Origin of the sequence: Serinibacter arcticus (genome assembly GCF_004786095.1) — a bacterium.
GTDB lineage: Bacteria > Actinomycetota > Actinomycetes > Actinomycetales > Beutenbergiaceae > Litorihabitans > Litorihabitans arcticus.
The window spans coordinates 111,265-131,554 of record NZ_RHPJ01000005.1; the positions used below are offsets into that span (position 1 = coordinate 111,265).

Annotated in this window: 18 protein-coding genes; 7 read left to right on the forward strand and 11 right to left on the reverse strand. The window is 74.5% G+C overall.

Annotation, left to right across the window (positions count from 1 at the left end):
- Positions 1 to 34 precede the first annotated feature (34 nt).
- Positions 35 to 1,117: a phosphogluconate dehydrogenase (NAD(+)-dependent, decarboxylating) gene (gnd, locus tag SERN_RS14700; protein WP_135850913.1), complete on the reverse strand. Its 1,083-nt coding sequence runs from the start codon at positions 1,115 to 1,117 to the stop codon at positions 35 to 37.
- Between the two features lie 142 nt (positions 1,118 to 1,259).
- Between gnd and SERN_RS14705 the strand changes: the two genes are divergently transcribed.
- Both SERN_RS14705 and SERN_RS14710 read left to right on the forward strand, forming a co-directional pair.
- The gene (locus tag SERN_RS14705; RefSeq protein WP_158292682.1) at positions 1,260 to 1,829 is read left to right on the forward strand and encodes a TetR/AcrR family transcriptional regulator; all 570 of its coding nucleotides are present in this window, start codon (positions 1,260 to 1,262) and stop codon (positions 1,827 to 1,829) included.
- Positions 1,830 to 1,905: 76 nt separating this feature from the next.
- Positions 1,906 to 2,571, forward strand: coding sequence for a YgjV family protein (locus SERN_RS14710; RefSeq protein ID WP_135850915.1), 666 nt, complete (start codon positions 1,906 to 1,908; stop codon positions 2,569 to 2,571).
- A gap of 48 nt (positions 2,572 to 2,619) precedes the next feature.
- Here the strand turns inward: SERN_RS14710 and SERN_RS14715 are convergent, their stop codons facing one another.
- Positions 2,620 to 3,864 (reverse strand): winged helix DNA-binding domain-containing protein, encoded by a 1,245-nt coding sequence (locus SERN_RS14715; RefSeq protein WP_135850916.1) that lies wholly within the window; start codon positions 3,862 to 3,864, stop codon positions 2,620 to 2,622.
- Between the two features lie 54 nt (positions 3,865 to 3,918).
- On the opposite strand from SERN_RS14715, the gene SERN_RS14720 reads away from it, so the two are divergent.
- Entirely contained in the window at positions 3,919 to 4,332 is a 414-nt protein-coding gene (locus SERN_RS14720; RefSeq protein WP_135850917.1) for a hypothetical protein, read from the forward strand.
- Here the strand turns inward: SERN_RS14720 and SERN_RS14725 are convergent.
- Positions 4,306 to 5,814, reverse strand: coding sequence for an L-serine ammonia-lyase (locus SERN_RS14725; protein ID WP_135850918.1), 1,509 nt, complete (start codon positions 5,812 to 5,814; stop codon positions 4,306 to 4,308). The genes SERN_RS14720 and SERN_RS14725 overlap by 27 nt on opposite strands.
- Before the next feature lie 220 nt (positions 5,815 to 6,034).
- Between SERN_RS14725 and SERN_RS14730 the strand changes: the two genes are divergently transcribed.
- On the forward strand, positions 6,035 to 7,879 hold the full coding sequence (locus SERN_RS14730; protein ID WP_135850919.1) for an HNH endonuclease signature motif containing protein: 1,845 nt from the start codon (positions 6,035 to 6,037) through the stop codon (positions 7,877 to 7,879).
- A gap of 116 nt (positions 7,880 to 7,995) precedes the next feature.
- Here SERN_RS14730 and SERN_RS14735 read toward each other — a convergent pair whose 3' ends face one another.
- Positions 7,996 to 8,382, reverse strand: a complete 387-nt coding sequence (locus SERN_RS14735; protein ID WP_135850920.1) for a VOC family protein — start codon at positions 8,380 to 8,382, stop codon at positions 7,996 to 7,998.
- Positions 8,383 to 8,519: 137 nt separating this feature from the next.
- Here SERN_RS14735 and SERN_RS14740 point away from each other — a divergent pair, with 137 nt between their 5' ends.
- The gene (locus tag SERN_RS14740) at positions 8,520 to 10,352 is read left to right on the forward strand and encodes a hypothetical protein (protein ID WP_135850921.1); all 1,833 of its coding nucleotides are present in this window, start codon (positions 8,520 to 8,522) and stop codon (positions 10,350 to 10,352) included.
- A gap of 78 nt (positions 10,353 to 10,430) precedes the next feature.
- Here SERN_RS14740 and SERN_RS14745 read toward each other — a convergent pair whose 3' ends face one another.
- Together SERN_RS14745 and SERN_RS14750 are read right to left on the reverse strand one after the other, a co-directional pair.
- The gene (locus SERN_RS14745; protein ID WP_135850922.1) at positions 10,431 to 11,231 is read right to left on the reverse strand and encodes a transglutaminase-like domain-containing protein; all 801 of its coding nucleotides are present in this window, start codon (positions 11,229 to 11,231) and stop codon (positions 10,431 to 10,433) included.
- The gene (locus SERN_RS14750; RefSeq protein WP_135850923.1) at positions 11,231 to 11,692 is read right to left on the reverse strand and encodes a PPOX class F420-dependent oxidoreductase; all 462 of its coding nucleotides are present in this window, start codon (positions 11,690 to 11,692) and stop codon (positions 11,231 to 11,233) included. The genes SERN_RS14745 and SERN_RS14750 overlap by 1 nt, the downstream gene beginning before the upstream one ends.
- A gap of 171 nt (positions 11,693 to 11,863) precedes the next feature.
- Here SERN_RS14750 and SERN_RS14755 point away from each other — a divergent pair, with 171 nt between their 5' ends.
- The gene (locus SERN_RS14755) at positions 11,864 to 12,778 is read left to right on the forward strand and encodes an alpha/beta fold hydrolase (protein ID WP_199241634.1); all 915 of its coding nucleotides are present in this window, start codon (positions 11,864 to 11,866) and stop codon (positions 12,776 to 12,778) included.
- Between the two features lie 225 nt (positions 12,779 to 13,003).
- Here SERN_RS14755 and SERN_RS14760 read toward each other — a convergent pair whose 3' ends face one another.
- Positions 13,004 to 13,648: an NAD(P)-dependent oxidoreductase gene (locus SERN_RS14760; protein ID WP_135850924.1), complete on the reverse strand. Its 645-nt coding sequence runs from the start codon at positions 13,646 to 13,648 to the stop codon at positions 13,004 to 13,006.
- A 113-nt stretch (positions 13,649 to 13,761) separates the two neighbouring features.
- Between SERN_RS14760 and SERN_RS14765 the strand changes: the two genes are divergently transcribed.
- The gene (locus tag SERN_RS14765; RefSeq protein ID WP_135850925.1) at positions 13,762 to 14,148 is read left to right on the forward strand and encodes a winged helix-turn-helix transcriptional regulator; all 387 of its coding nucleotides are present in this window, start codon (positions 13,762 to 13,764) and stop codon (positions 14,146 to 14,148) included.
- On the opposite strand, the gene SERN_RS14770 is transcribed toward SERN_RS14765, so the two are convergent.
- From SERN_RS14770 to SERN_RS14785, 4 genes are all read right to left on the reverse strand, one after another.
- A complete protein-coding gene (locus tag SERN_RS14770) occupies positions 14,145 to 15,356 on the reverse strand; it encodes a zinc-dependent alcohol dehydrogenase (RefSeq protein ID WP_135850926.1) in 1,212 nt (403 codons plus the stop codon). The genes SERN_RS14765 and SERN_RS14770 overlap by 4 nt on opposite strands.
- Before the next feature lie 72 nt (positions 15,357 to 15,428).
- The gene (locus tag SERN_RS14775; RefSeq protein WP_135850927.1) at positions 15,429 to 17,741 is read right to left on the reverse strand and encodes a transglutaminase family protein; all 2,313 of its coding nucleotides are present in this window, start codon (positions 17,739 to 17,741) and stop codon (positions 15,429 to 15,431) included.
- Between the two features lie 155 nt (positions 17,742 to 17,896).
- Positions 17,897 to 19,264, reverse strand: coding sequence for a DUF58 domain-containing protein (locus SERN_RS14780; protein ID WP_135850928.1), 1,368 nt, complete (start codon positions 19,262 to 19,264; stop codon positions 17,897 to 17,899).
- Positions 19,251 to 20,288 (reverse strand): AAA family ATPase, encoded by a 1,038-nt coding sequence (locus SERN_RS14785; protein ID WP_332888472.1) that lies wholly within the window; start codon positions 20,286 to 20,288, stop codon positions 19,251 to 19,253. The genes SERN_RS14780 and SERN_RS14785 overlap by 14 nt, the downstream gene beginning before the upstream one ends.
- Positions 20,289 to 20,290 lie beyond the last annotated feature (2 nt).

The window sequence follows — 20,290 nt, forward strand, 5'->3', positions numbered from 1 at the left end:
GTGACGGCCTCCGGCGTCGTCCGCGCCTGGCGCCCTACTCGGCGCCGCGGTCGTTGTCGTGCGCGCCACCCTCGGTGACCGGCGTCGTGCCCGGCTCGGGTGCGTGCTGGGCGGGCTGCTCGTGGTGCCCGCCGAACTGGCTGCGCATCGCCGACTGGACCTTGTCCTGGTAGTCGTTGAGGTCGCGCGAGGAGAACCTGGCGTTGAGCGAGGCCTGGATGACGTTCGCCGGGACGCCCTCCTCGACGGCGGCCAGCACGGTCCAGCGGCCCTCGCCCGAGTCGGAGACGCGGCCGCCGAACGTGCTGAGGTCGGGGTCGGCGGCGAGCGCGGCGGCGGTGAGGTCGACCAGCCAGGAGCCGACGACGCTGCCGCGGCGCCAGACCTCGGCGACCTCGGCGACGTCGATCGAGTACTGGTAGAACTCCGGGTTGCGCAGCGGCGTCGTCTCGGCGTCGACCGTGTGGGTGCGCAGGCCGACGTCGGCGTTCTTGATGATCGAGAGGCCCTCCGCGACGGCGGCCATCATGCCGTACTCGATGCCGTTGTGGACCATCTTGACGAAGTGGCCGGCACCGTTGGGGCCGCAGTGCAGGTAGCCCTCCTGCGCGGTGCCGCCCTCCGGGCGGCCGGGGGTCTTCTCGGCGTCGCCCGCCCCGGGCGCGATCGTCCGCCAGATCGGGTCGAGCCGCTCGACGGCGACCTCCTCGCCCCCGATCATGAGGCAGTAGCCGCGGTCCAGACCCCAGACACCACCCGACGTGCCGCAGTCGACGTAGTGGATCCCGCGCTCCTTCAGCTGCGCGGCGCGCGTGATGTCGTCGCGGTAGTAGGAGTTGCCGCCGTCGATGATCGTGTCGTCCGCGGCGAGCAGGTCGGCCAGGCTGTCGACGGTCGCGCCGACGTAGCCCGCGGGCACCATGACCCAGACGTTGCGCGGCCCTGTCAGCTTCTCGGTGAGCTCCTGCAGGCTGTGCGCGGGCACGGCGCCCTCGGCCGCCAGCGTGTCGATGGCGGCGCGGTCGACGTCGTAGACCACGCACTCGTGCCCGCCGCGCATGAGCCGGCGCACGAGGTTGGCGCCCATCCGCCCGAGTCCGATCATTCCCAGCTGCATGCGATCTCCCTCGTCCTGTTCTGGCGCGTGTCGCCGCGTCCCTGCCACGTCCATCGTGGCACCGGACGTCGGTGGCGCGCACCACCGGCAGGCCAGGCACGCGGCGGGACGGCCGCCGGCACCCGGGGCTACCCTCGTCCCCGTGCCTCGTCCTCCCAGCGACCGTCCGGTCCGCATCGCCGACGCCGCGCTCGAGCTCATCGCCCACTCGGGCCTGCACGCCGTGACCCACCGCACGATCGACGCCGGGTTGGGGTTCCCGGCCGGGACGACGTCGTACTACGCCCGCACGCGGGCGGAGCTGATCTCGCGCGCACTCGATCTCCTCATCGCCAGGTTCGACGAGGCGATGGGGGCCTTCCCGCTCGAGACGGTCGAGTCCGACGAGCAGGCGATCGACCTCGTCACCACGGTCGCGATGCTGCTCGAGGGCCAGGAGACGGATCAGATCGCCCGCTTCGTGCTCCTCATCGACCTGCGCGGCGACCCCGAGCTCCACCCGCTCATCAACACCTCCTCCCCCGGGCAGCGGGTGGTGCAGGGCATGGCCGCTGCGCTCATCGCCCAGCGCGGCATCCCCGACGCCGAGCAGCACGCCGCGAGCCTGCTCGCGCTCGTCGACGGCCTGATGCTCGCCCGGCTGGCCGGCGGGAGCTCGGTGGCGATACGTCCCGCCGTGGCGACCTACTGGGCGGGCATGCACGCGCTCTGACGTGCCGGTGCGCGTGAGGGGCTGACGGGCGCGCGGGGCGTGCGGGGCGTGGGAGATCGCCGCCTACAGTTCCAGGATGAACGTCTGGCTCGAGGTCATCGGTTGGGTGGGATCCGGGCTGGTCGTCTGGTCCCTGATGCAGGCGCGCGTGCTCCGGTTCCGCTGGATGAACCTCGCGGGCTCCGCCGTCGCCGCCGGGTACAACGCGTGGGTCGGCATCTGGCCGTTCGCCGTCATGAACGGTGTCATCGCGGTGATCGACGTCTACTGGCTGCTGCGCCTCTACCGCGAGGCCGACGACGCGGAGACCTACCAGGTCGTCGAGGTGGCACCCGACGACGCCTATCTGCACCACGTGCTCGGCCTGCACACGAAGGACATGGCGACGTTCCACCCCGCCTTCGACCTCGGTGCGTTCTCATCGCGGGCGCAGGGTCCCGACTCCGACCCCCGCTCGGCGTTCCTCGTGCTCCGGCGCGACGAGACGGTCGGCACGGTCATCCTGCGTGATCTCGGCGGCGGCACCGCCTCGGTCGAGCTGGACTGGGTCAGCCCGCGGTTCCGCGACTTCAACCCGGGTCGGTTCGTCCACAGGTCCAGCGGGATCTTCGAGGCCAAGGGCTTCACACGCGTGGTCTGGGACGACCCCGCCGCCGGTGCCCGCGACTACCTGGGCAAGGTCGGGTTCGCGCCGGAGCCGGGCGGCGACGGCCGCGAGCGCTGGGTGCGGCTCGTCGTCTGAGGCGCGGGACCCTGGGTCGGTGTGTCCTGGGGTCGGGGTGCCCCGGGTCTACGCCGGGTTCCTGATCCGCGTCTCCGCGGTCGTCCACCCGCGGGCCCGTGCCTTGACGACGGCGCCGTCGAGGAACGCCTCGACCTCGCGCACCTGCGCCTCGATCCCGACCGACGCCGCGCCGTCGACCTCCTCGACGAGGTCGAGCCCGACCGTGCCGTCGTCGCGGATCGCCCAGCCGCCGACCACGCGGCCGTCCACCCACACGGTCGGACCGGCGTTGCCGTTGCGGTCGAAGACGTGGGCGCGGTGCTCACCCAGGTAGAAGTCGCGGTGCTTCCAACCCATCGACGTCGGGTCCAGGGCGGGCAGGAGTGCCACCCAGGGCGACGGCGGGTCGACGGGGGCGACGTCGTCGGCCATCACGACCGCCTCGACCTCCACCCCACCCACCGTCACGCGCACCGCCGCGGTCTCGCCCGCGGCGGCGAGAGCGGCGAGGGTCGCCCTCGTGTGCGTCCTGGTCCACCCGGTCCACCACTGCAGGTCGTCGGGCGTGACGGGTCCGAACCGCGCGACGTAGAGCCGGGCCACCAGGGCCGAACCCTCCGCGAGGTCGGGGGCGACGGCCGGCTCGCCCGGGCCACCCGGCTCACCCTGCTCACCCTGCTCACCCAGCCAGGACGACGCCGCCGCCCAGCGGAACTGCGTCGAGGTCCACCCGCCGGCGACCGTGGCGCGCACCACGACACCCTCGCTGGACCACAGCGTCATCAGACGGCTCGCGACGCTCTGCTCCACGGCCTGCGCCCCGGCCCCGAAACGCATCCGGGTGGCGAGCAGCGGGTCGGCGGCCGCGAGCTCCTTGGTGGTGAACACGCCGGGGTCGCCCGCGAGAAAGGCTCGACCAGCCGTCTCGGCGCGCGCGAGCCACGCCTCCGGGTCCGACGTCACCCCGCCCTCGCGCAGGAGCGCGTGCGTCCGGCGGCGCTGCGCGGCGGCGACCGACAACGACGTCGCGGCGAGGAACGACGGCGCGTGCTCGCGCGCGACGGCGAACACCGTGCGCCGCATCGTCAGGAGCCTGACGAGGCTGCGGTCCTCGTAGAGCGCGCGGTGCAGCTCACTCGGATCCGCCGCACGGGTGCGGGCACGCACGCTCAGGGTCATCGCCGCCGGGTCGGTGCTGTGGAGGGCGGCGACGGCCGCCGTCGCCTCCTCCGGGGACGCGACGGGAGCCACCAGGGCGTGCCGACGCCCGAGCCGGGCGCGGCGCTCGGCGTCGGGGATCAGGCGCGTCATGCCGACACCGTAGGGCAGGGTGGCGACATCAGGACCGGCGCCTAGGCTCGGGCCGTGGACACCTGGATCGAGCACCGTCGCGAGGGCGACCGGGAGATCGTCGGCTGGATCGTGCTGGGCGATCCCGGACCGGACGACGTGATGGCCCTCGACCGGCTCGGGCGGCCGCTGTGGCACGGGACGGACTACGGCGAGGCCGAGGCCGCGCTCGACGAGCACGGGATCGGGTTCCTCGCGGACCTCTGGCAGCTCACGCTGCCCGACGGAGCCGTCCGCCGCGTCCGGATCGTCGAGGTGACGCCGCGGCGGGTCCGGGTGAAGGAGGACGACTTCGGCGACGTGACGGCGTCGCTGACCTTCCACGATCTCGCGTTCCCCGCACCGCCGTCGCTCATCCCCTTCGAGGGGGACCGCGGTCTCATCGAGGCGCCGGCGGACCGCTCAGCACTCGATGACGTTCACGGCTAGCCCGCCGGTGGACGTCTCCTTGTACTTGGTGGACATGTCGAGACCGGTCTGACGCATCGTCTCGATCACCGTGTCGAGCGAGACGACGTGCGAGCCGTCGCCCTGCAGCGCGAGCCGCGCGGCCGACACCGCCGTGCACGCCGCGATGGCGTTCCGCTCGATGCAGGGCACCTGGACCAGGCCCCCGACGGGGTCGCAGGTGAGACCGAGGTTGTGCTCCATCGCGATCTCCGCGGCGTTCTCGACCTGCTCCGGCGTCCCGCCGAGCACAGCGCAGAGCGCACCCGCCGCCATCGAGCACGCCGAACCGACCTCGCCCTGGCAGCCCGCCTCGGCGCCCGAGATCGAGGCGTTGCGCTTGTAGAGGTTGCCGATCGCCCCCGCCACCAGCAGGTAGCGGCGCATCGCTCGACGCGAGGCCTCGTCGTCGTCCGCGAGCGCGGGGTGCGTGCGCAGGAAGTGGCGCCCGACCGCCGGGATGATGCCGGCGGCGCCGTTGGTGGGCGCCGTGACGACGCGGCGGCCGCTCGCGTTCTCCTCGTTCACGGCCATCGCACAGGCCTGAAGCCACTCGATCGAGAGGTCACCGACGACGTCGCCCCGGGTCGCGGCCTCCTCGAGCGCCTCGAGGCGCACGCGGGTCCTGGCGGCCCGACGGCGGACGTTGAGCCGGCCGGGCAGGTGGCCCTCGCGCGTCAGACCGCTGTCGATGCAGTCGGACATCGCCGACCAGATCTCGTCGAGGCCGGCGGCGACGGGGGTGGTGGTGGTGCTGGTGGTGGGGGTGGTGGGGGTGGTGGGGGTGGTGGGGGTCGGCCGGAGCGCGAGCTCGTGCGCCCAGGCGACCTCGGCGATGTCGAGGCCGGTGCGACGGCAGACCTCGAGCAGCTCGGCCGCTGACTCGAACTCGAGGGCGGGGTCAACGACGTCGGAGGAGGATTCGGTGAGCGCCTCGCTCAGCTCGGTGTCCCCGCCGTCGACGAGCGCGTCTTCCCACACCACGAACCCGCCGCCGACGGAGTAGGCGATCTCCTGCGCGAGCACCGGACGGTCACCCGACCCCTGGGCCGGCACGCCGGCGCCGTACGCGACGAAGCGCATGCCGTTGGGGTGGCCGGGAAGGCGGGTGAGCGGGGCAAGCCTGATGTCGGCGCGACGCATCGTGACGGCGCGTCCGCCGTCGAGCACGAGCGTGGCACCCTCGCCGAGGGCGTCCCAGGCGCCGGGGACCTCGTCCACGTCGCACGTGCGCGGGTCGAGCCCACGCAGACCAGCGACGACGGCGTCGGGCGTGCCGTGCCCCTCGCCGGTCGCGCCGAGCGAACCGCAGAGCACGACGCCGATCGCCTCCACGCGGTCGAGAACGCCGCGGCGGGCGAGCAGCGAGACGAAGGTCGACGCAGCCCGCATCGGACCGACCGTGTGGGAGCTAGAGGGGCCGATACCCACCGAGAACAGCTCGAGCGCACTGATGTAGGCCATCGGAACCCCTCTCCGGCATCGTCGACCGTGATCGTCCACGGTAGCTCGCGACGGCGAGGCGTCGTGACGCGGCGTGCTGCACACCTCGGGAAGGGGTTGTCCACAGCCAGTCGGTACCGGCTTCCCGCTGTCGGTGGTGACCGCTAGCCTTGCTACACACGTTCGATTGAGCAATGGGGTGCGGCGCCCGGCCGCGGCACGCGGGAAGGAGGTGGTGGTCGTGGCGGTGGAGCACCTGGCGCGGCCGCTGTCGCTCGCCCCACCCGTGGGCTCGCCGGCACGTCTGCCCGCGCGGCTGCCTGCGAACCGACCCGCGGATCCGCCTCCGCCCCTGCCCGGTGCCGCGGCGGCCGTCGGTCGAGCGGTGGCCGAGCTCGCCGAGGCGATCCGCGACGTCGAGTCCGCGCCTCCGGACCCCTCGCGGGCGGAGGAGCTGACCGCCGTCCTCGGCGTGCTGGACGGCGCCGCCTCCACGCTGGGGGTCGCCCGCACGACCATGGCCGGGCTGGTCCGGTCGACCGAGCGATGGCGCGGAACGTCCAGGGCTCGCGACTTCGCCGACTGGCGGGGGGCCGCGAGCCGGCAGGGCCGCGGCGCGGCGATGGGTGAGCAGCGCGACCTGGATGCCATGGCGCTGCTCCCCGCCGTGAAGGATGCCGCGCTGAGCGGGTCCATCACGCACGGACACCTGAGCGCCGTCGCCGGCGTTCTGGGAGGTGCGTCCGAGAACGCCCGGCGCCGCCTCGTCCAGGTGGAGGAGCAGATACTCCACGCCGCGACGCAGCTGCCCGTCCCCCAGCTGCGCGGGAGCCTCGCCGCCCTGGCCACCGCGCTCGACGCCGACGCCGCGGACGCCGAGTTCCACGAGACCAGGGCGCGGCGGTTCCTGCGCCTGACCCCGCACCGGGGTGCGATCAAGGTCGAGGGGCTCCTGGACGTCGTGGCCGGCGAGACGCTCCGCACCGCCCTCGAGGCACTCACGCCCGCGCCCACGCCGGAGGACGGGCGAACGCCCGACCAGCGGCGTGCCGACGCGCTGACCGACCTCGCCGGGAAGGCCCTGGGCACCGGGCTGTCCAAGGCCGGGGCTCAGATCCGGCCGCACCTGTCCGTCCTGCTGCGGGAGGACACGTTCCACCTCCTGACCGCCCGGCGCCGTCTGACGGGGTCGCGCAGTGGCGTGGTCGTAGGCGGGCAGCCCGCCGGCGACCGAGGCTGTCGTGACGGCGGCGCTCGTGACCGAGGCGCTGGAGATGGAGGCGCTCGTGACGGAGACGCTGAACGTGCCTGTCGGCCGGTGGCGGGCCTCACCGGTGAGGCGATCCGCTCCAGCGGCCTGCCGTCGGCGCCACCGCTGGCCGAGATGAACGGCGGAACGCTCCTCCCGCACGCCGCCCTCGAGGTCCTGGCCTGCGACGCGCTGGTCCAGCGCGTCGTCCTCGACCCGGTCGGTCAGCCCCTCGACGTCGGGCGTACCCAGCGGACGTACGCGGGCGATCTCCGTCGAGCGGTCAACACTCGCGATCGCCACTGCCAGTGGCCCGGCTGCACCCTTCGCGCCACCTGGTGCGAGGTGCACCACCTGGCGCGGTGGGCCGACGGCGGTAACACCTCGCTCGCGAACGCGATCACGCTGTGCACGCGGCACCACCACGACGTCCACCGCGACCGCGTGTCCGTGCGTCCCACGTCCGGCGGCTTCGACTTCCTGGAGCCCGACGGTCGGCACATCGGCTCGAGCACCCGGATCCTCGACGCTCTTCTCGTCCCGCGGCCGACGCCGCCCCCACCCGGGTCTCCGTCTCCAGATTCGTCGCCTCCCGGTTCCGGACCACCAAGCTCACCACCACCCGGTTCCGCGCCCCCACACTCGTCGCCCCCAAGCTCCGGACCACCAAGCTCACCACCACCCGGTTCACCATCACCCGGTTCGCCGCTTCCAGGCTCATCGCCTCCACGCTCCGCACCACCAAGCTCACGACCACCCGGCTGCGCATCGCCATGGTCTGAGCCGCTGACACGAACCGCCCGCGCGAGCCCACCCTCGCGCGCGTCACTGTGGTGACGCCACTGCCGTCTCTCGGTCGCGCGGTCGCACCGCGGCGGGGGTGGCGGCCTCGAGGCTGGGGCTCCTTGCGCGTTAAACAGGCCGCGTCAGACAGGCCGCGTCAGGCAGGCGCGTCAGGACGGCTGGATGAGGTCCCAGCGCTGGCCGTCCGGATCGGTGAACACGGCGACGGTTCCGTAGACCTCGTGGCGGGGCTCCTCGAGGAAGGTCACCCCGGCGGTGAGCATCCTCGAGTGCTGGGAGGCGAAGTCAGTGGTCTGCAGGAAGAAGCCGACACCCTGGCCCGCCTGACGTCCGAGCGGATCGCCCGCATCGACGTCGGCCGGTGCGAGGCGGAGACCGGGGGCGGCGGCGTCGGCGTCGGGCGCCACGACGACCCACCGCGATCCGTCCGGTCGGATCTCGTTCTCGCGCAGGACGAATCCGAGTGACCCGACGAAGAAGGCGATGGCCCGGTCGAGGTCGCGGACGAGATAGGTCACGAGGGTGAGACGAAGCATGACCGCATGCTGCCAGACGGCCGCGGGCACCTGACGGCCACCGACCACCTCACCCCGACGGCCACCTCCCACTACCGGCCACCGGCCACCGGCCACCAACCCCCACGGGCTGCCGACGCGCCCCTAAGGTGTGGCTCATGTCATCGGACTGGGCCCAGAACCGCGCCATTCGCGACCTCTCCGAGGCGATGAGTGCCCAGGCAGCGGCGGCGAGCGCGCGGCAACGAGCCGTGGAGCGACGCCTCCAGGCGCTGCAGGGCGACCTGTCGACCCAGGTGAACACGCTGACGTTCCAGCTCAACGCCCTCATCGAGCTGGGTGACATCCGGGACGAGCTGACGCTCTACATCCCGACCCGTCGGGCACGCGAGGCCGCGGTCGATCTGACCCGTGCCGTCCTGCGCGGCGACGGCGACCTGACCTACCTGCGGCAGTCGCCCGACCTCGCGTCCGACGGCGACTACTGGCTGGTGCCGGCGGCGATCGCGATCGTCGACGTGCGGCAGGGCGTGCTCGACTCCGACGCGGCCGACACCGCCCTCCGGCTCGACCGGGGCCGCGCCGCCCCGTTCCTCGTCGCCGTCACGGCGCTCGTGGGCCGGCCCGAGCTCGCGAGCGCCCTCCTGCCCGACTGCTTCCTCGGCCTCACGGCGACCGGTGGCGATGCGTCGTCGGTCTTCGGGACCGCCGAGCCGGACGCGGCGGCGGGCTCGATGGGGAACCCGGGCTCCTCGTCGGGAGCCGACGCGGCCGCGTCCACGAAGGCGGGCGGACGTCGGGGATCGGCCGGGGGCGCCTCGGTCGCGGCGTCGCGGCGCTACGGATCCGCGTCGGACCCGACCACTCCCTCGTCCCCACCGGTGACGAACGCCGAGCGAACCCTGTGGCGCGCGACGGCCGCCGGACTGCTGGGGAACGAGGCCGTCGGGGCGGTCCGCGACGCCGTGGACGCACGACTTGCGCCGACCGACCCGTCGGCGTGGACGACGTCGACCACCGACCCGCTCGCCGAGGCACCCCGCCTCGGTCACCTCGCCTCGGAGCCCGACCCCCTGGCACGCATCGACGGCGCCCCGGGCTCGACCGGCGGCGGTCGTGACGGCAGCGGCACCGGAGGCGGGACGAGCCGCGAGGCGGTCCTCGGTGCCTGGTCGCTCTGGGCGGAACGCATCGGTGCGCACGAGCTCCGCGGCAGTCGCGCCGTCGGCCCCGCGGACCTGGCCGCGAGCCCGCCCGGATCCGTCGTCGCGGACCTCGAGCGCGCCGCGTTCTCGCTCGCGCTCGAGGGTGGTCCGCGAGAGCGGGAGCTGCTCGAGCGGGCCGACCTGCTGGGATCGCACCTCGGCAAGGTGGCCGACCGCGAGCCGCAGTGGTGGTCGGCCATCGCCGCCGGCGTGGTCCAGCTCGTCGTGGCCGATGCGCGCAGCGCCGACGTCGACACCGCGGCCCTCGTGGCGCCGCTCCTGGCGCCGTCGCTGCTCCGGGCTGCCGACGCCCACCGCGACCGGCTCCTCGGCACGCCCGACCCGACGGCGTCCGTCAAGCTCGGGGTCACGGCCACGGTGACGGTCACGCCGAGCGACGACGGGACGGCCGCGGCCGACCGTGCCCGGTCCGCGTACCTCGCCGAGCCGATCCCGGGACCGCGGTGGTGGCTCACCGGCGGGCTGGCCGCGGGCGGTCTGCTGGTGGCCGGGATCGCCCTGGCTCAGGGGGTGGCCGGGTGGTGGATCCTCGCGATCCTGCTGCTCGCCGTCGCCGCGGGCACCTACCTCGCCTCCCTCCGCGGGGTGCGCGACGAGCGCGAGCGCCGCGACGAGGCGGTCGCGCGCTACGACGCCGCGCTCATCGACGCCCGCACGAAGGTCCGCACCGAGGCCGCCGCGCTCGCGGCCAGCAGGGAGTCGGCGCGTCTCGGGCACGCGGCCGTGACCCGCTCGCTCGTCGGGGTCACGTCGCCTGCGGCGTGAACGAGCCCGCACGCACGGAGTACGCCGGCCCGACCGACCGCACCGGCCACGCCGGCCACGCCTGAGAGACGACGCGGATCAGCCCAGCGAGACGAGGGTGTCGAGGTCGTCGTCGGGCAGCACGTCGGCCACCGCGCTGACGCTCACCGACAGGAGCGCGGCCCGACCGTGGTGCACCGAGAGGAACGCGGTGGACGACGCGTCCTGTCCGGTCGAGATCCGCACGAGGGAGCTGCGCGGCGCGAGCGTGGTCGCGTCCACGACGCACCACCGCCCGTCGACGTACGCCTCGGCCACCGCGTGGAAGTCCATCGGCGTCAGCCCCGGCGCGTAGACGGCGGCGAGGCGCGCGGGCACGTCGAGCGCACGGAGCAGGGCGACCGCGAGGTGCGCGTAGTCGCGGCACACGCCCTGCCGGGCGAGCAGCGTGCGCACCGCACCGTCGGTCGGCAGAGAGGCGCCCGAGACGTAGCTCAGCCTCGTGCCGACCCACGACCCGACGGCCGTGAGGAGCTCGGCGCCGCGCAGACCCACGAACTCGCTGTGCGCCGTCGGGGCGAGGGAGTCCGACTCGCAGTACCGGCTGGGCCGCAGGTAGGTCAACAGGTCGAGCTCGTCCACGGGCGGCGGGTCGAGCCGCGTCGCCACGGTGGCGCGGTAGTCGATGCTCACCGGCCCGACGGGGGCGTCGATCACGTGCAGCCGCGTGCCGTGGCTCGCGGCGAGCTCGCGGGCCTCGACGGCCCGGCCCGCGGCGGTCAGCACGAGGCTCTCCGTCGCCCCGGCGTCGAGGTGCTCCTGCGCGACGGCGATCTCCAGCACCAGCGTGGCCGGCGAGGTGACGTCGAGCTCCAGGTGGGAGGTGACCGTGCGCTGCATCAGGCGAGCCTGGCCGGGAACCCGCCGGTGGCGATCGGGCCCCAGCGCTCGATCGTCACGCGGATGAGGCACTTGCCCTGCGCGACCATCGCCTCGCGGTACTCGTCCCAGTCCGGGTGCTCGCCGCTGATCGCGCGGAAGTAGTCCACGAGCGGTTCGACGGCGTCGGGCAGCTCGATGACCTCGGCCGTCCCGTCCACCTGCACCCACGGGTCGTTGAACTCCGCGCCGAGCGACATCAGCGACGCGGCGGGGTTGCGGCGGAGGTTGGCGGCCTTCGCCCGCTCCGGGTAGCTGGACACGACGACGCGGCCTTCCTCGTCGACGCCGTAGCTGACCGGGCTGAGCTGGGGCGAGCCGTCGCGACGCGTGGTCACGAGGATCCCGTCGTGACGGGAGCGCAGGAAGTCGAGCAGCTCGGGGCGCTCGACGCGGTCGTTCGTGGCGATGGATCGGGGCATGGTTCGAACCTAGCAACGCCGGGGTCGCACGCCTACGGCGCGGGCGAGGTGACGACTCAGCGCGGCGACCGATGAGAATCTGCGTTCCGAACGGTCCGAGTAGCATCCGGCCACCACCAGCAGCACCCGCCCGGCACCGCCCCCGCACCGCCCTCGAGGAGACGATCCGCCATGACCGAGCCGACGCTGCCCGCTCCCGAGACCCGCACCCTCGAGCGGCCGGGTGCCACCCTCACCTACGACGTCCGAGGCGACCTGGCGACGCCGGGCGAGCGCCCCGTCCTCCTGCTCGTCGGCTCCCCGATGGGCGCGGACGGCTTCCCCTCCCTCGCGGCCGGGCTGACCGACCGCGTGGTGGTGACCTACGACCCGCGCGGGGCCGAGCGCAGCTGCCGCTCCGACGGCGGGGGCGAGCTCACCCCCGACGTCCACGGCGAGGACCTGGCCGCCCTCGTGGCCGAGGTCCGGCGGGCCGGCGCGACGGCCGTGGACGTGTTCGCCTCCAGCGGCGGCGCCGTGAACGCGCTCGCGCTGGTGACCGCCCACCCGGACGCCGTCGGGACGCTCGTCGCGCACGAACCGCCGCTGTGCGCGATCCTGCCCGACGCCGAGCACGCGCTCGCCGCCGTCGAGCAGATCCACGTGACCTACCTGCGCGACGGCTGGGGCGCCGCGCTGGCGGGTTTCATCGCGCTGACGCAGCACCGGGGCGAGGTCACCGACGAGCTCCTCGCCCGGCCCTACCCCGAGCCCGCGGCGTTCGGCCTGCCGGGGCACGACGACGGCTCGCGCGACGACGCCCTGCTGGGTCAGAACCTTCGCGGGTCCTGCCGCTACCAGCCCGACGCGGAGGCGCTGCGGGCGGCGGGGACGCGCATCGTCGTCGCCGTGGGCGAGGATTCCGCGACGCCGGGCCTGGGCGCCGAGCTGGCGCGCCGCGGGGGTGAGGCGCTGGCGGGGCTGCTGAGCGTCGAACCCGCCGTCGTCCCCGGTGGGCACAACGGCTTCCAGGGTGGCGAGTTCGGGATGCCCGGCCGGCCGGTGGAGTTCGCGGCGCGGCTGCGGGAGATCCTCGACGGCGTCTGAGCCCGGCGCGCGCACCACTCGCCGACCCACCCCGGACGCGAGACAGCGGCCGCCCACCGAGGTGGGCGGCCGCTGCACGTGTGACTGGTCCGACAGTCGCCTCGCGGCGGACGGCCGCTCGTAGCGGCATGTGTGAGGCCCGGGGACATGTACCGGACCAGCCACCGGGTACAACCCTAGGACGAGAGATCTATTCCGACACCATCCGATCGGGTCGGAGCGACCTCAGTACGCGACCGTGAACCGCTGGCGGCGGTGCGTCGGGGTCTCGATCTCGTCGACGATCGCCGTGGCGAGGTCGGCACCCGAGATGAACGAGGTGCCCTCGTCGTCGGCCAGCAGGACGTCACCGCCCACCCGGAAGGAGCCGGTCGCCTCGCCGGGCGCGTACCCGCCGAAACCGGCCGCCGGGCTGACGTAGAACCAGTCGAGCTCGGCCGGCGTCTCGCGCAGGTCGTCCAGCGCCCCACCCATCTCCAGGGCCTCCGCCTTGAACGCGTCGGGGAACTCCGCCGTCGTGAAGAGCTGCGGTCCGCCGGGCGCGACCTGGAGCGAACCCGCACCACCGATGACGCCGAGGCGCACGCCCGCGGCCGGCGCGGCGGCCGCGAGCGCCGCCACGATCGGGCGGACCCGTCCCTCGAGCGGACCGCGCGGCGCGAGCGACTCGATCACCACGTCGGCGTCGGCCAGGACCGCGGGGACGAAGCCGTCATCCGTCGCGGACCCCGTCACGTAGGTGGCGCCCTCGACCGGCTCGGCCGGGGCGTTGCGGGAGTAGGAGGTGACCTCGTGACCGCGGGCGACGGCCTCGCGGACGATGTGACCGCCGGCGTAGCCGGTGCCGCCGAGAACTGCAATGCGTGCCATGACTGACTCTTCCTTCGTCGTTCGTGCTCGCTGCCGAGCCTTCCACCAGTTACCGTAGGGAACTGACTTCCCCGTGGGAAGTAGGCACTTTCCGGTAACTGAGTGAGGCAGCCGTGACCGTCAGCGACGAGAACCCCGTCACCACCCTCGTGTGGGACCCCTACGTGCAGGACTGCCCGACGCGGGCCCTGCTGGACCGCATCGGCGACCGCTGGACCGTGCTCGTGGTCGGGTCGCTCGCCGAGGGGCCGCTGCGGTTCTCGGCCATCGCGCGCCGCGTGCAGGGCGTCTCGCAGAAGATGCTGACGCAGACGCTGCGCGCGCTGGAGGCCGACGGCCTCGTGACGCGGACGCAGTACCCCCAGATCCCGCCGCGCGTGGAGTACGAGCTCACGGCGACGGGACACACGCTCCGGGAACCGCTGCGCGCCCTGGAGGAGTGGGCCGTGACCCACATGCCCGCCGTGCTCGAGGCCCGCGGGTCACGGCAGGGGAGCTAGCCCACGGCACCCGCGGGCAGCGCCGGGTCGAGCACGACCTTGATGCAGCCGTCCTCCTTCTTCTGGAAGGTCTCGTACATCGCGGGGGCGTCCTCCAGCGAGACGCGGTGCGTGCGCAGGTCGAGCGTCCCCAGCGGGTCGGCCGGGTCGGCGGCGATGTCGCGCAGCGTGTCGGTCCAGCGGCGCACGTTGGCCTGACCCATGCGGATCGTGACCTGCTTGTCGAACATCGTCATGATGTCGAACGGCGTCGCGGCGCCGCCGTAGACGCCCGAGATCGACACCGTGCCGCCGCGGCGGACGGACTCGAAGCACGTCACGAGGGCGGCCGTCGGGTCGGTGCCGATGGTCTCGGTCAGCTTGCGGCCGACGGCGTCGGGCATCAGGCCGGCGAGCTTCTGCGCCGCGGTGGCGCCGGGGGAACCGTGCGCCTCCATGCCGACGGCCTCGACGACGGAGTCGGCGCCCCGGCCCTGCGTGAGGTCGCGGACCGCGCCGGCGACGTCGTCGACCTGCGACGCGTCGATGACGGTGATGCCGTGACGGCGCGCCATCTCCAGTCGCTCGGGCACGAGGTCGACGCCGATCACCTGGGCGGCGCCGCGGTGACGGCCGATGCGCGCCGCCATCTGACCGATCGGGCCGAGCCCGACCACCAGCAGCGTGCCGCCCGCCGGGACGTCGGCGTACTCCACGCCCTGCCACGCGGTGGGCAGCACGTCGGAGAGGTAGAGGTAGCGCTCGTCCGGCTGGCCGTCCTGCGGCACGACGACGGGCCCGTAGTCCGCGTGCGGCACGCGCAGGTACTCGGCCTGGCCGCCCGGCACCTGGCCGTACAGCTTGCTGAAGCCCAGCAGCGACGCACCCGTGCCCTGGTCGCGGACCTGGGTGGTCTCGCACTGGCTCTGCAGACCCCTGGTGCACATCCAGCAGTGGCCGCAGGAGATGTTGAACGGGACGACGACGCGGTCGCCCGCGCTGAGGTTGGTCACCCCGGAACCGACCTCCTCCACGATGCCCATGGCCTCGTGGCCGAGGACGTCACCGGCGTCGAGGAACATCCCGAGCCGGGCGTAGAGGTGGAGGTCGGAGCCGCAGATGGCGGTGGACGTGACGCGGATGATCGCGTCGGTGGTCTCGGAGATCTGGGGATCGGGGACGGTCTCGACGGCGACGCTCTCGCGCCCCTGCCAGGTCACTGCTCGCACGATGGAACTCCTCGGGCTCGACGTCTCCCCCTGCCTCTCCATCGTCACACCGATGGGTCCCAGGTCCATGGGTCAATCTGCGAGGGCGCCGATCCGGCGCCGTCGCGGGGTCCGACTCCCGGCCCCGGCCCCGGCTCGCGAGGCCGAGCGGCGCAGCGACGGCGGGAACCACCAGCGCCACGGACCCGGCGGGCGGTGGTGCTCGAGCCCGAGGGCCACGTCGGTCACGGCGCGGACGAGGTCCTCGCCCCTGGCGCGGTCCTCGGCATCGGGCACGTCGGCACCGCCCGCGTCGGCACCGCCCGTGCCCGCACCGAACCACCCCTGCTCCGTCGCCCGCACGAGCGCCTCGAGGCGTTCGCGCGCGAGCTGGCCCAGCCGGGCGTCGTCGGCGATCGTGGCGGCGGCGTCGCGCAGGGTGGCCGACGGCGACACGGGTGCCCCGTGGTCGAGCGCGAGGTCCTCGATCTCCTGCCACGCCGCCTCGGCCGCGCCCGGTCCGCCCGTCGCGGCGAGCGCGGTGCGACGGCGCCCGCGGATCCACCGCACGGCCTGCGGGCCGGTGACGAGCAGCAGCAGGACGACGAGCGCGAGCTCCCCCCGGCCGACGTGCGACCAGGGGCTGACCGCGGCACCGTCGTCCGCGCCGGGCGCCGCCGCCGACCCTGGCGCCCCCGGATCGGTGGCGCCGTCCTCGGGCGGCGCGGGGGCTGCCGTGGGCTCGGCCGGCGTCGGCTCGGCGGGTTCGCCACCCTCCCCGGCGCCCTCGCCCGCGGTCGGGTCGGTCGGCGTGGCCTCCGGCTGCTCCGGCTGCCCGACGGCGGCGTCCGCGGGCAGTCCCTCGATGCTCGGTGCCGCCTGGCCGCCCTGGCCGCCACCGCCCGGGGTGGGGTCGAACCGGACCCAGCCCGCGCCGTCGAACCGGACCTCGACCCAGGCGTGGGCGTTGTGGCTGGAGATCGTGGTGACGCCGTCGGCGTCCAGCGTGCCGGAACCGAAACCCACCACGACGCGCGCGGGGATGTCGATCGCGCGCAGCATCACGGCCATCGCGGACGCGTACTGCTCGCAGTACCCGCGCCGCAGGTTCAGGAAGTCCACCAGCGCGTCCCCGCTCGTGCCCTCAGGGACGCGCAGGCTGTAGACGAAGCCGTTCGACGGCGTCGTGAACCACTGCTGCAGCGCGAGCGCCTTGGCGAACGGGGTCTCGTGGGCCGCCGTCTGGGTCAGCGCCTCCTGCCGCACCTCGTCGGCGAGGTCGCCGACCTCGACCTCCTCGCGGCGGGGCGAGACGGTGTCGGCGGCGAGCTGGTCCACCGTCGGGAGCGCGCCGTCGACCGCGAGGACGTAGTCGCGGACGTCCTCGACGTCGTCGCGGAACCAGGTGCCGAGCTGCTCGTCGAGGTACCAGGGACGGGACGCCGCGAGGACCTCGGTGGTCCCCTCCAGGACGGGGAGGAAGCGGCCCGTGAGACCGCGCGACTCGATCAGGACCTCGGTGCCGCCGCCCGCCGAGGCCGAGCCGTTGCCGGCGTCGGAGCGGTCGCGGTCGGGGTCGTCCGCGAGCGACCAGCCCTCGTTGTTCGTCCACTCCGTGAGGGCCACCGTGCGCAGGTAGCGCGGGCCGAGGGGGGAGGTGAAGCTCAGCAGCGGGCGGTCCTCGCCGCGCAGCAGATCGCCGACGAGGCCGGTGAACGGGGACGCCGCGCCCGCGCCGGGGACGTTCGTGCGCTCGAGCCGGCCGTCGGCGGGGATCCCGGTGGCGCCGGCCGTGGCGACGAGGGCGACCGCGACGGCGACGCCGCCGATCACGCCGACGGTGCTGCGGTCGGCGCCGCTCGGCCGACGCTGCGCGAGCCGCGACGGCTCCCCCGGCCGCTGGGCGCGACCGGCGGCGGCGAGCATGAGCACGTATGCGGCACCCGGCAGGGCGAGCGCCTGCCACGGGAGCGCACCGGGGTCGAACGTCGCCCCGGTCACGAGGACGCCGACCGCCGGGACGGCGACCAGGGCGGGCCACCGGGCGGCGAGCGCGTCGACCAGGACGGCCAGCAGGCCGACCGCGGCGGTGAGCACGAACTCGACCGCGGGGACGACGCCGGCGGGCGACCCGGAGACCTGGATGTGGGCGGCCGCGATGCGCAGCTGGTCGCCCACATCACCGGGCCCGAGGCCGAACACGAGCGAGAGCAGTCCCGCGAGGAGGACGAGCTGGACCAGGCCGACGACGACGGCGGGCAGCCGCGTGCGGCGCAGCAGGATACCGATCCCGGCGACCCAGGAGACCGCGAGGATCGGCCGGAGCCACCAGTCGCTGCCCACGAGCACGGTGTCGATCGCGAGCAGGCTCGCCAGCAGCGTCAGCGCCGCCAGGAGCTGCGTCACCGCCGTCCTGGAGGAGTCGGAGGACGCCCAGGACGGGGCCCGGCGGGGGGCGGGGGCGGTAGCGGGCCGCCGGGCGGCGAGACCCCGCGACGGTCGACCGGGGGGTCGGCCGGGGGGTCGGGGGGCCGGTCCGCCGGACGGCCGCGTGGTCGTGGTCATCGCGGCACCTCGCGGATCAGGCCGTCCATCGGTGAGGCGTTCGACGGGCCGTCGGCGGGTACGGTGCGGTCGCGGTCGCGCGCGTCTCCCGCGTCGCGGGACCCCGCGCCCCGGCACGCGCTACGCCAGGCCTGCGCGAGGTGGGCGCCGCCGTCGGGCGTTCCGGCGTCCGCGACGTCGACCTCGATGACGCGCCAGCCCGCCGTCCGCAGCAGGCGCGTGCACTCCGCGCCCTCACTCGCGTCGGCGAGCACGAACGCGATCGCCGTCCCCCGGCGCTGGGTCGCGAGCGCGGTCGCCTCGTCGGCCGGCAGGGGTCCCACGACGGCGATGACGGCGTCCGGTCCGCCCGGCACCACGGGGTGCCACACCCCGCGTGGTGCGTCGTCGCCCGCGACCGCGAGCGCCGCGAGCAGGTCGTCGGCGACGTCGTGACCCGCGACGATCTCGCGCCCGGCGTGATCGGTCACGGTGAGCTCGACGTCCTGCTCCAGCAGGTGGTGACCGATCGAGGCGCCGAGCGTGACGGCGACCTCGAGACCGTCGGGTCCGGTGTGCGCGGCGCCGCGGTGGTCGAGCACGAGGACGGCGGAGCCGAGCGTCGTGGGTCCGGAGACCCGCACCACCAGCTCCTCCTCGAGCCGGGCCGACGCGCGCCAGTGGATGCTGCGGATGTCGTCACCGATCCGGTACGCGCGCACCCCGGCGTCCGGATCGCCGCCGCCGGGCTGGCCGTTGGCGGAGCCCGACGCCGTGCCGCGCCCGGTCAGCCCGCGCGGCACCCCGACGAGCGGGACGACCGTCGGCAGCACGAGGACGTCGGTGGCGGCCGGGAGCACGCGCCGCACCTCGCTCATGCCGAGCGGGTCGATCAGGCGGAGCAGCGGGCCGCGGATCGTGTAGCCGCCGCGACGGCGAGCGAGCAGCGGGAGGGTCAGCGCGGTCCGCTCCCCCGGCGGCACGGGCGGCACGGCGCGGCGCGCACCCTGCAGCAGGTCACGCACGCCGGGCTGGGTGAGGTCGAGCGGACGCGTCGTGCGCGTCCCGGTGTTGGTCAGCCGCAGCCGGACCGCCCCGGTCTCGCCCGCCTGCATCCGGTGCGGCTCGATGCGGTGGTCCACCGCGAGGGTGACGCGGCGCAGCCCGGTGGAGATCCACGCGAGCACGGGCAGGGTCGCGCCGAGCACGCCCACGAACAGCAGGTCGCGCTCACGCAGCACCACGGACAGCACCCCGACCGTCACCCCGACGAGGAGGAAGGCCAGGCCGCGGCGCGTCAGCGTGTGGCCGGGGCGCACGGCGCGACGGCGACGCGGGCCGCGGCTCGCCGGCCCGCGCTCGGACCGGGAGCTAGCGTCGCTCACCGCGGGGGACCGCCGTCCGGGCCACGAGTGCCTCGATCAGCTCACGCGAGGTGTGGCGCGCCCGGCCGGGGCCCACCGGCGCCAGCAGCAGCCGGTGCGCCAGGACGGGGACGGCGAGGGCGGCGACGTCGTCGGGCACCACGAAGTCGCGTCCCTCCATCGCGGCGGAGGCGCGCGCGGCGCGGCTGAGGTGGAGCGCGGCGCGGGGCGAGGCGCCCAGCAGGACCTCGGGCAGCGACCGCGTCGCGCGGACGAGGCTGAGGAGGTACTCGCGCACCTGCGGTGCGACGTGGACGCGGGCGACGGCGTCGGCCAGGCGCGCGACGCCGTCGCCGTCCGTCACCTGCCGCACGAGGTCCATGGGATCGACGCTCTGGCGGTCCTCGAGCATCGCGAGCTCGGCCTCGCGACCCGGGTAGCCGATCGTCGTCTGGGCGAGGAAGCGGTCGCGCTGCGCCTCGGGGAGGGGGTAGGTGCCCTCCATCTCGACCGGGTTCTGGGTCGCGAGCACGAGGAAGGGACGCGTGAGCGGGTAGGTCGTGCCGTCGACCGAGACCTGGCTCTCCTCCATCGCCTCCAGCAGCGCGGACTGCGTGCGGGGCGAGGCGCGGTTGATCTCGTCGGCCACCACGATCGAGGCGAACACCGGACCCGGGCGGAACTCGAACTCGGAGGTGACGCGGTTGTAGATGCTCACGCCGGTGACGTCGCTCGGCATCAGGTCGGGTGTGAACTGCACGCGCGAGACCGGCGCGTCCACCGCGCGGGAGAGCGCCTTCGCGAGGCTCGTCTTGCCGGTGCCCGGGACGTCCTCGATGAGCAGGTGGCCCTCGCTCAGCAGGCAGACGACGGCGAGCCGGACCACGTCCTCCTTGCCCACCAGCACGCGCGAGACCTCGACGCAGATGTCCTCCGCCGTCTCCGCGACCTCGCGCACGGCGGCCGACGTGGGGCGGCGGGGTGGCGGAAGCCGGACGGCGGAGGGCGGGACGACGGCGTCCTGGCTCGTGTCCTGACTCGTCACTG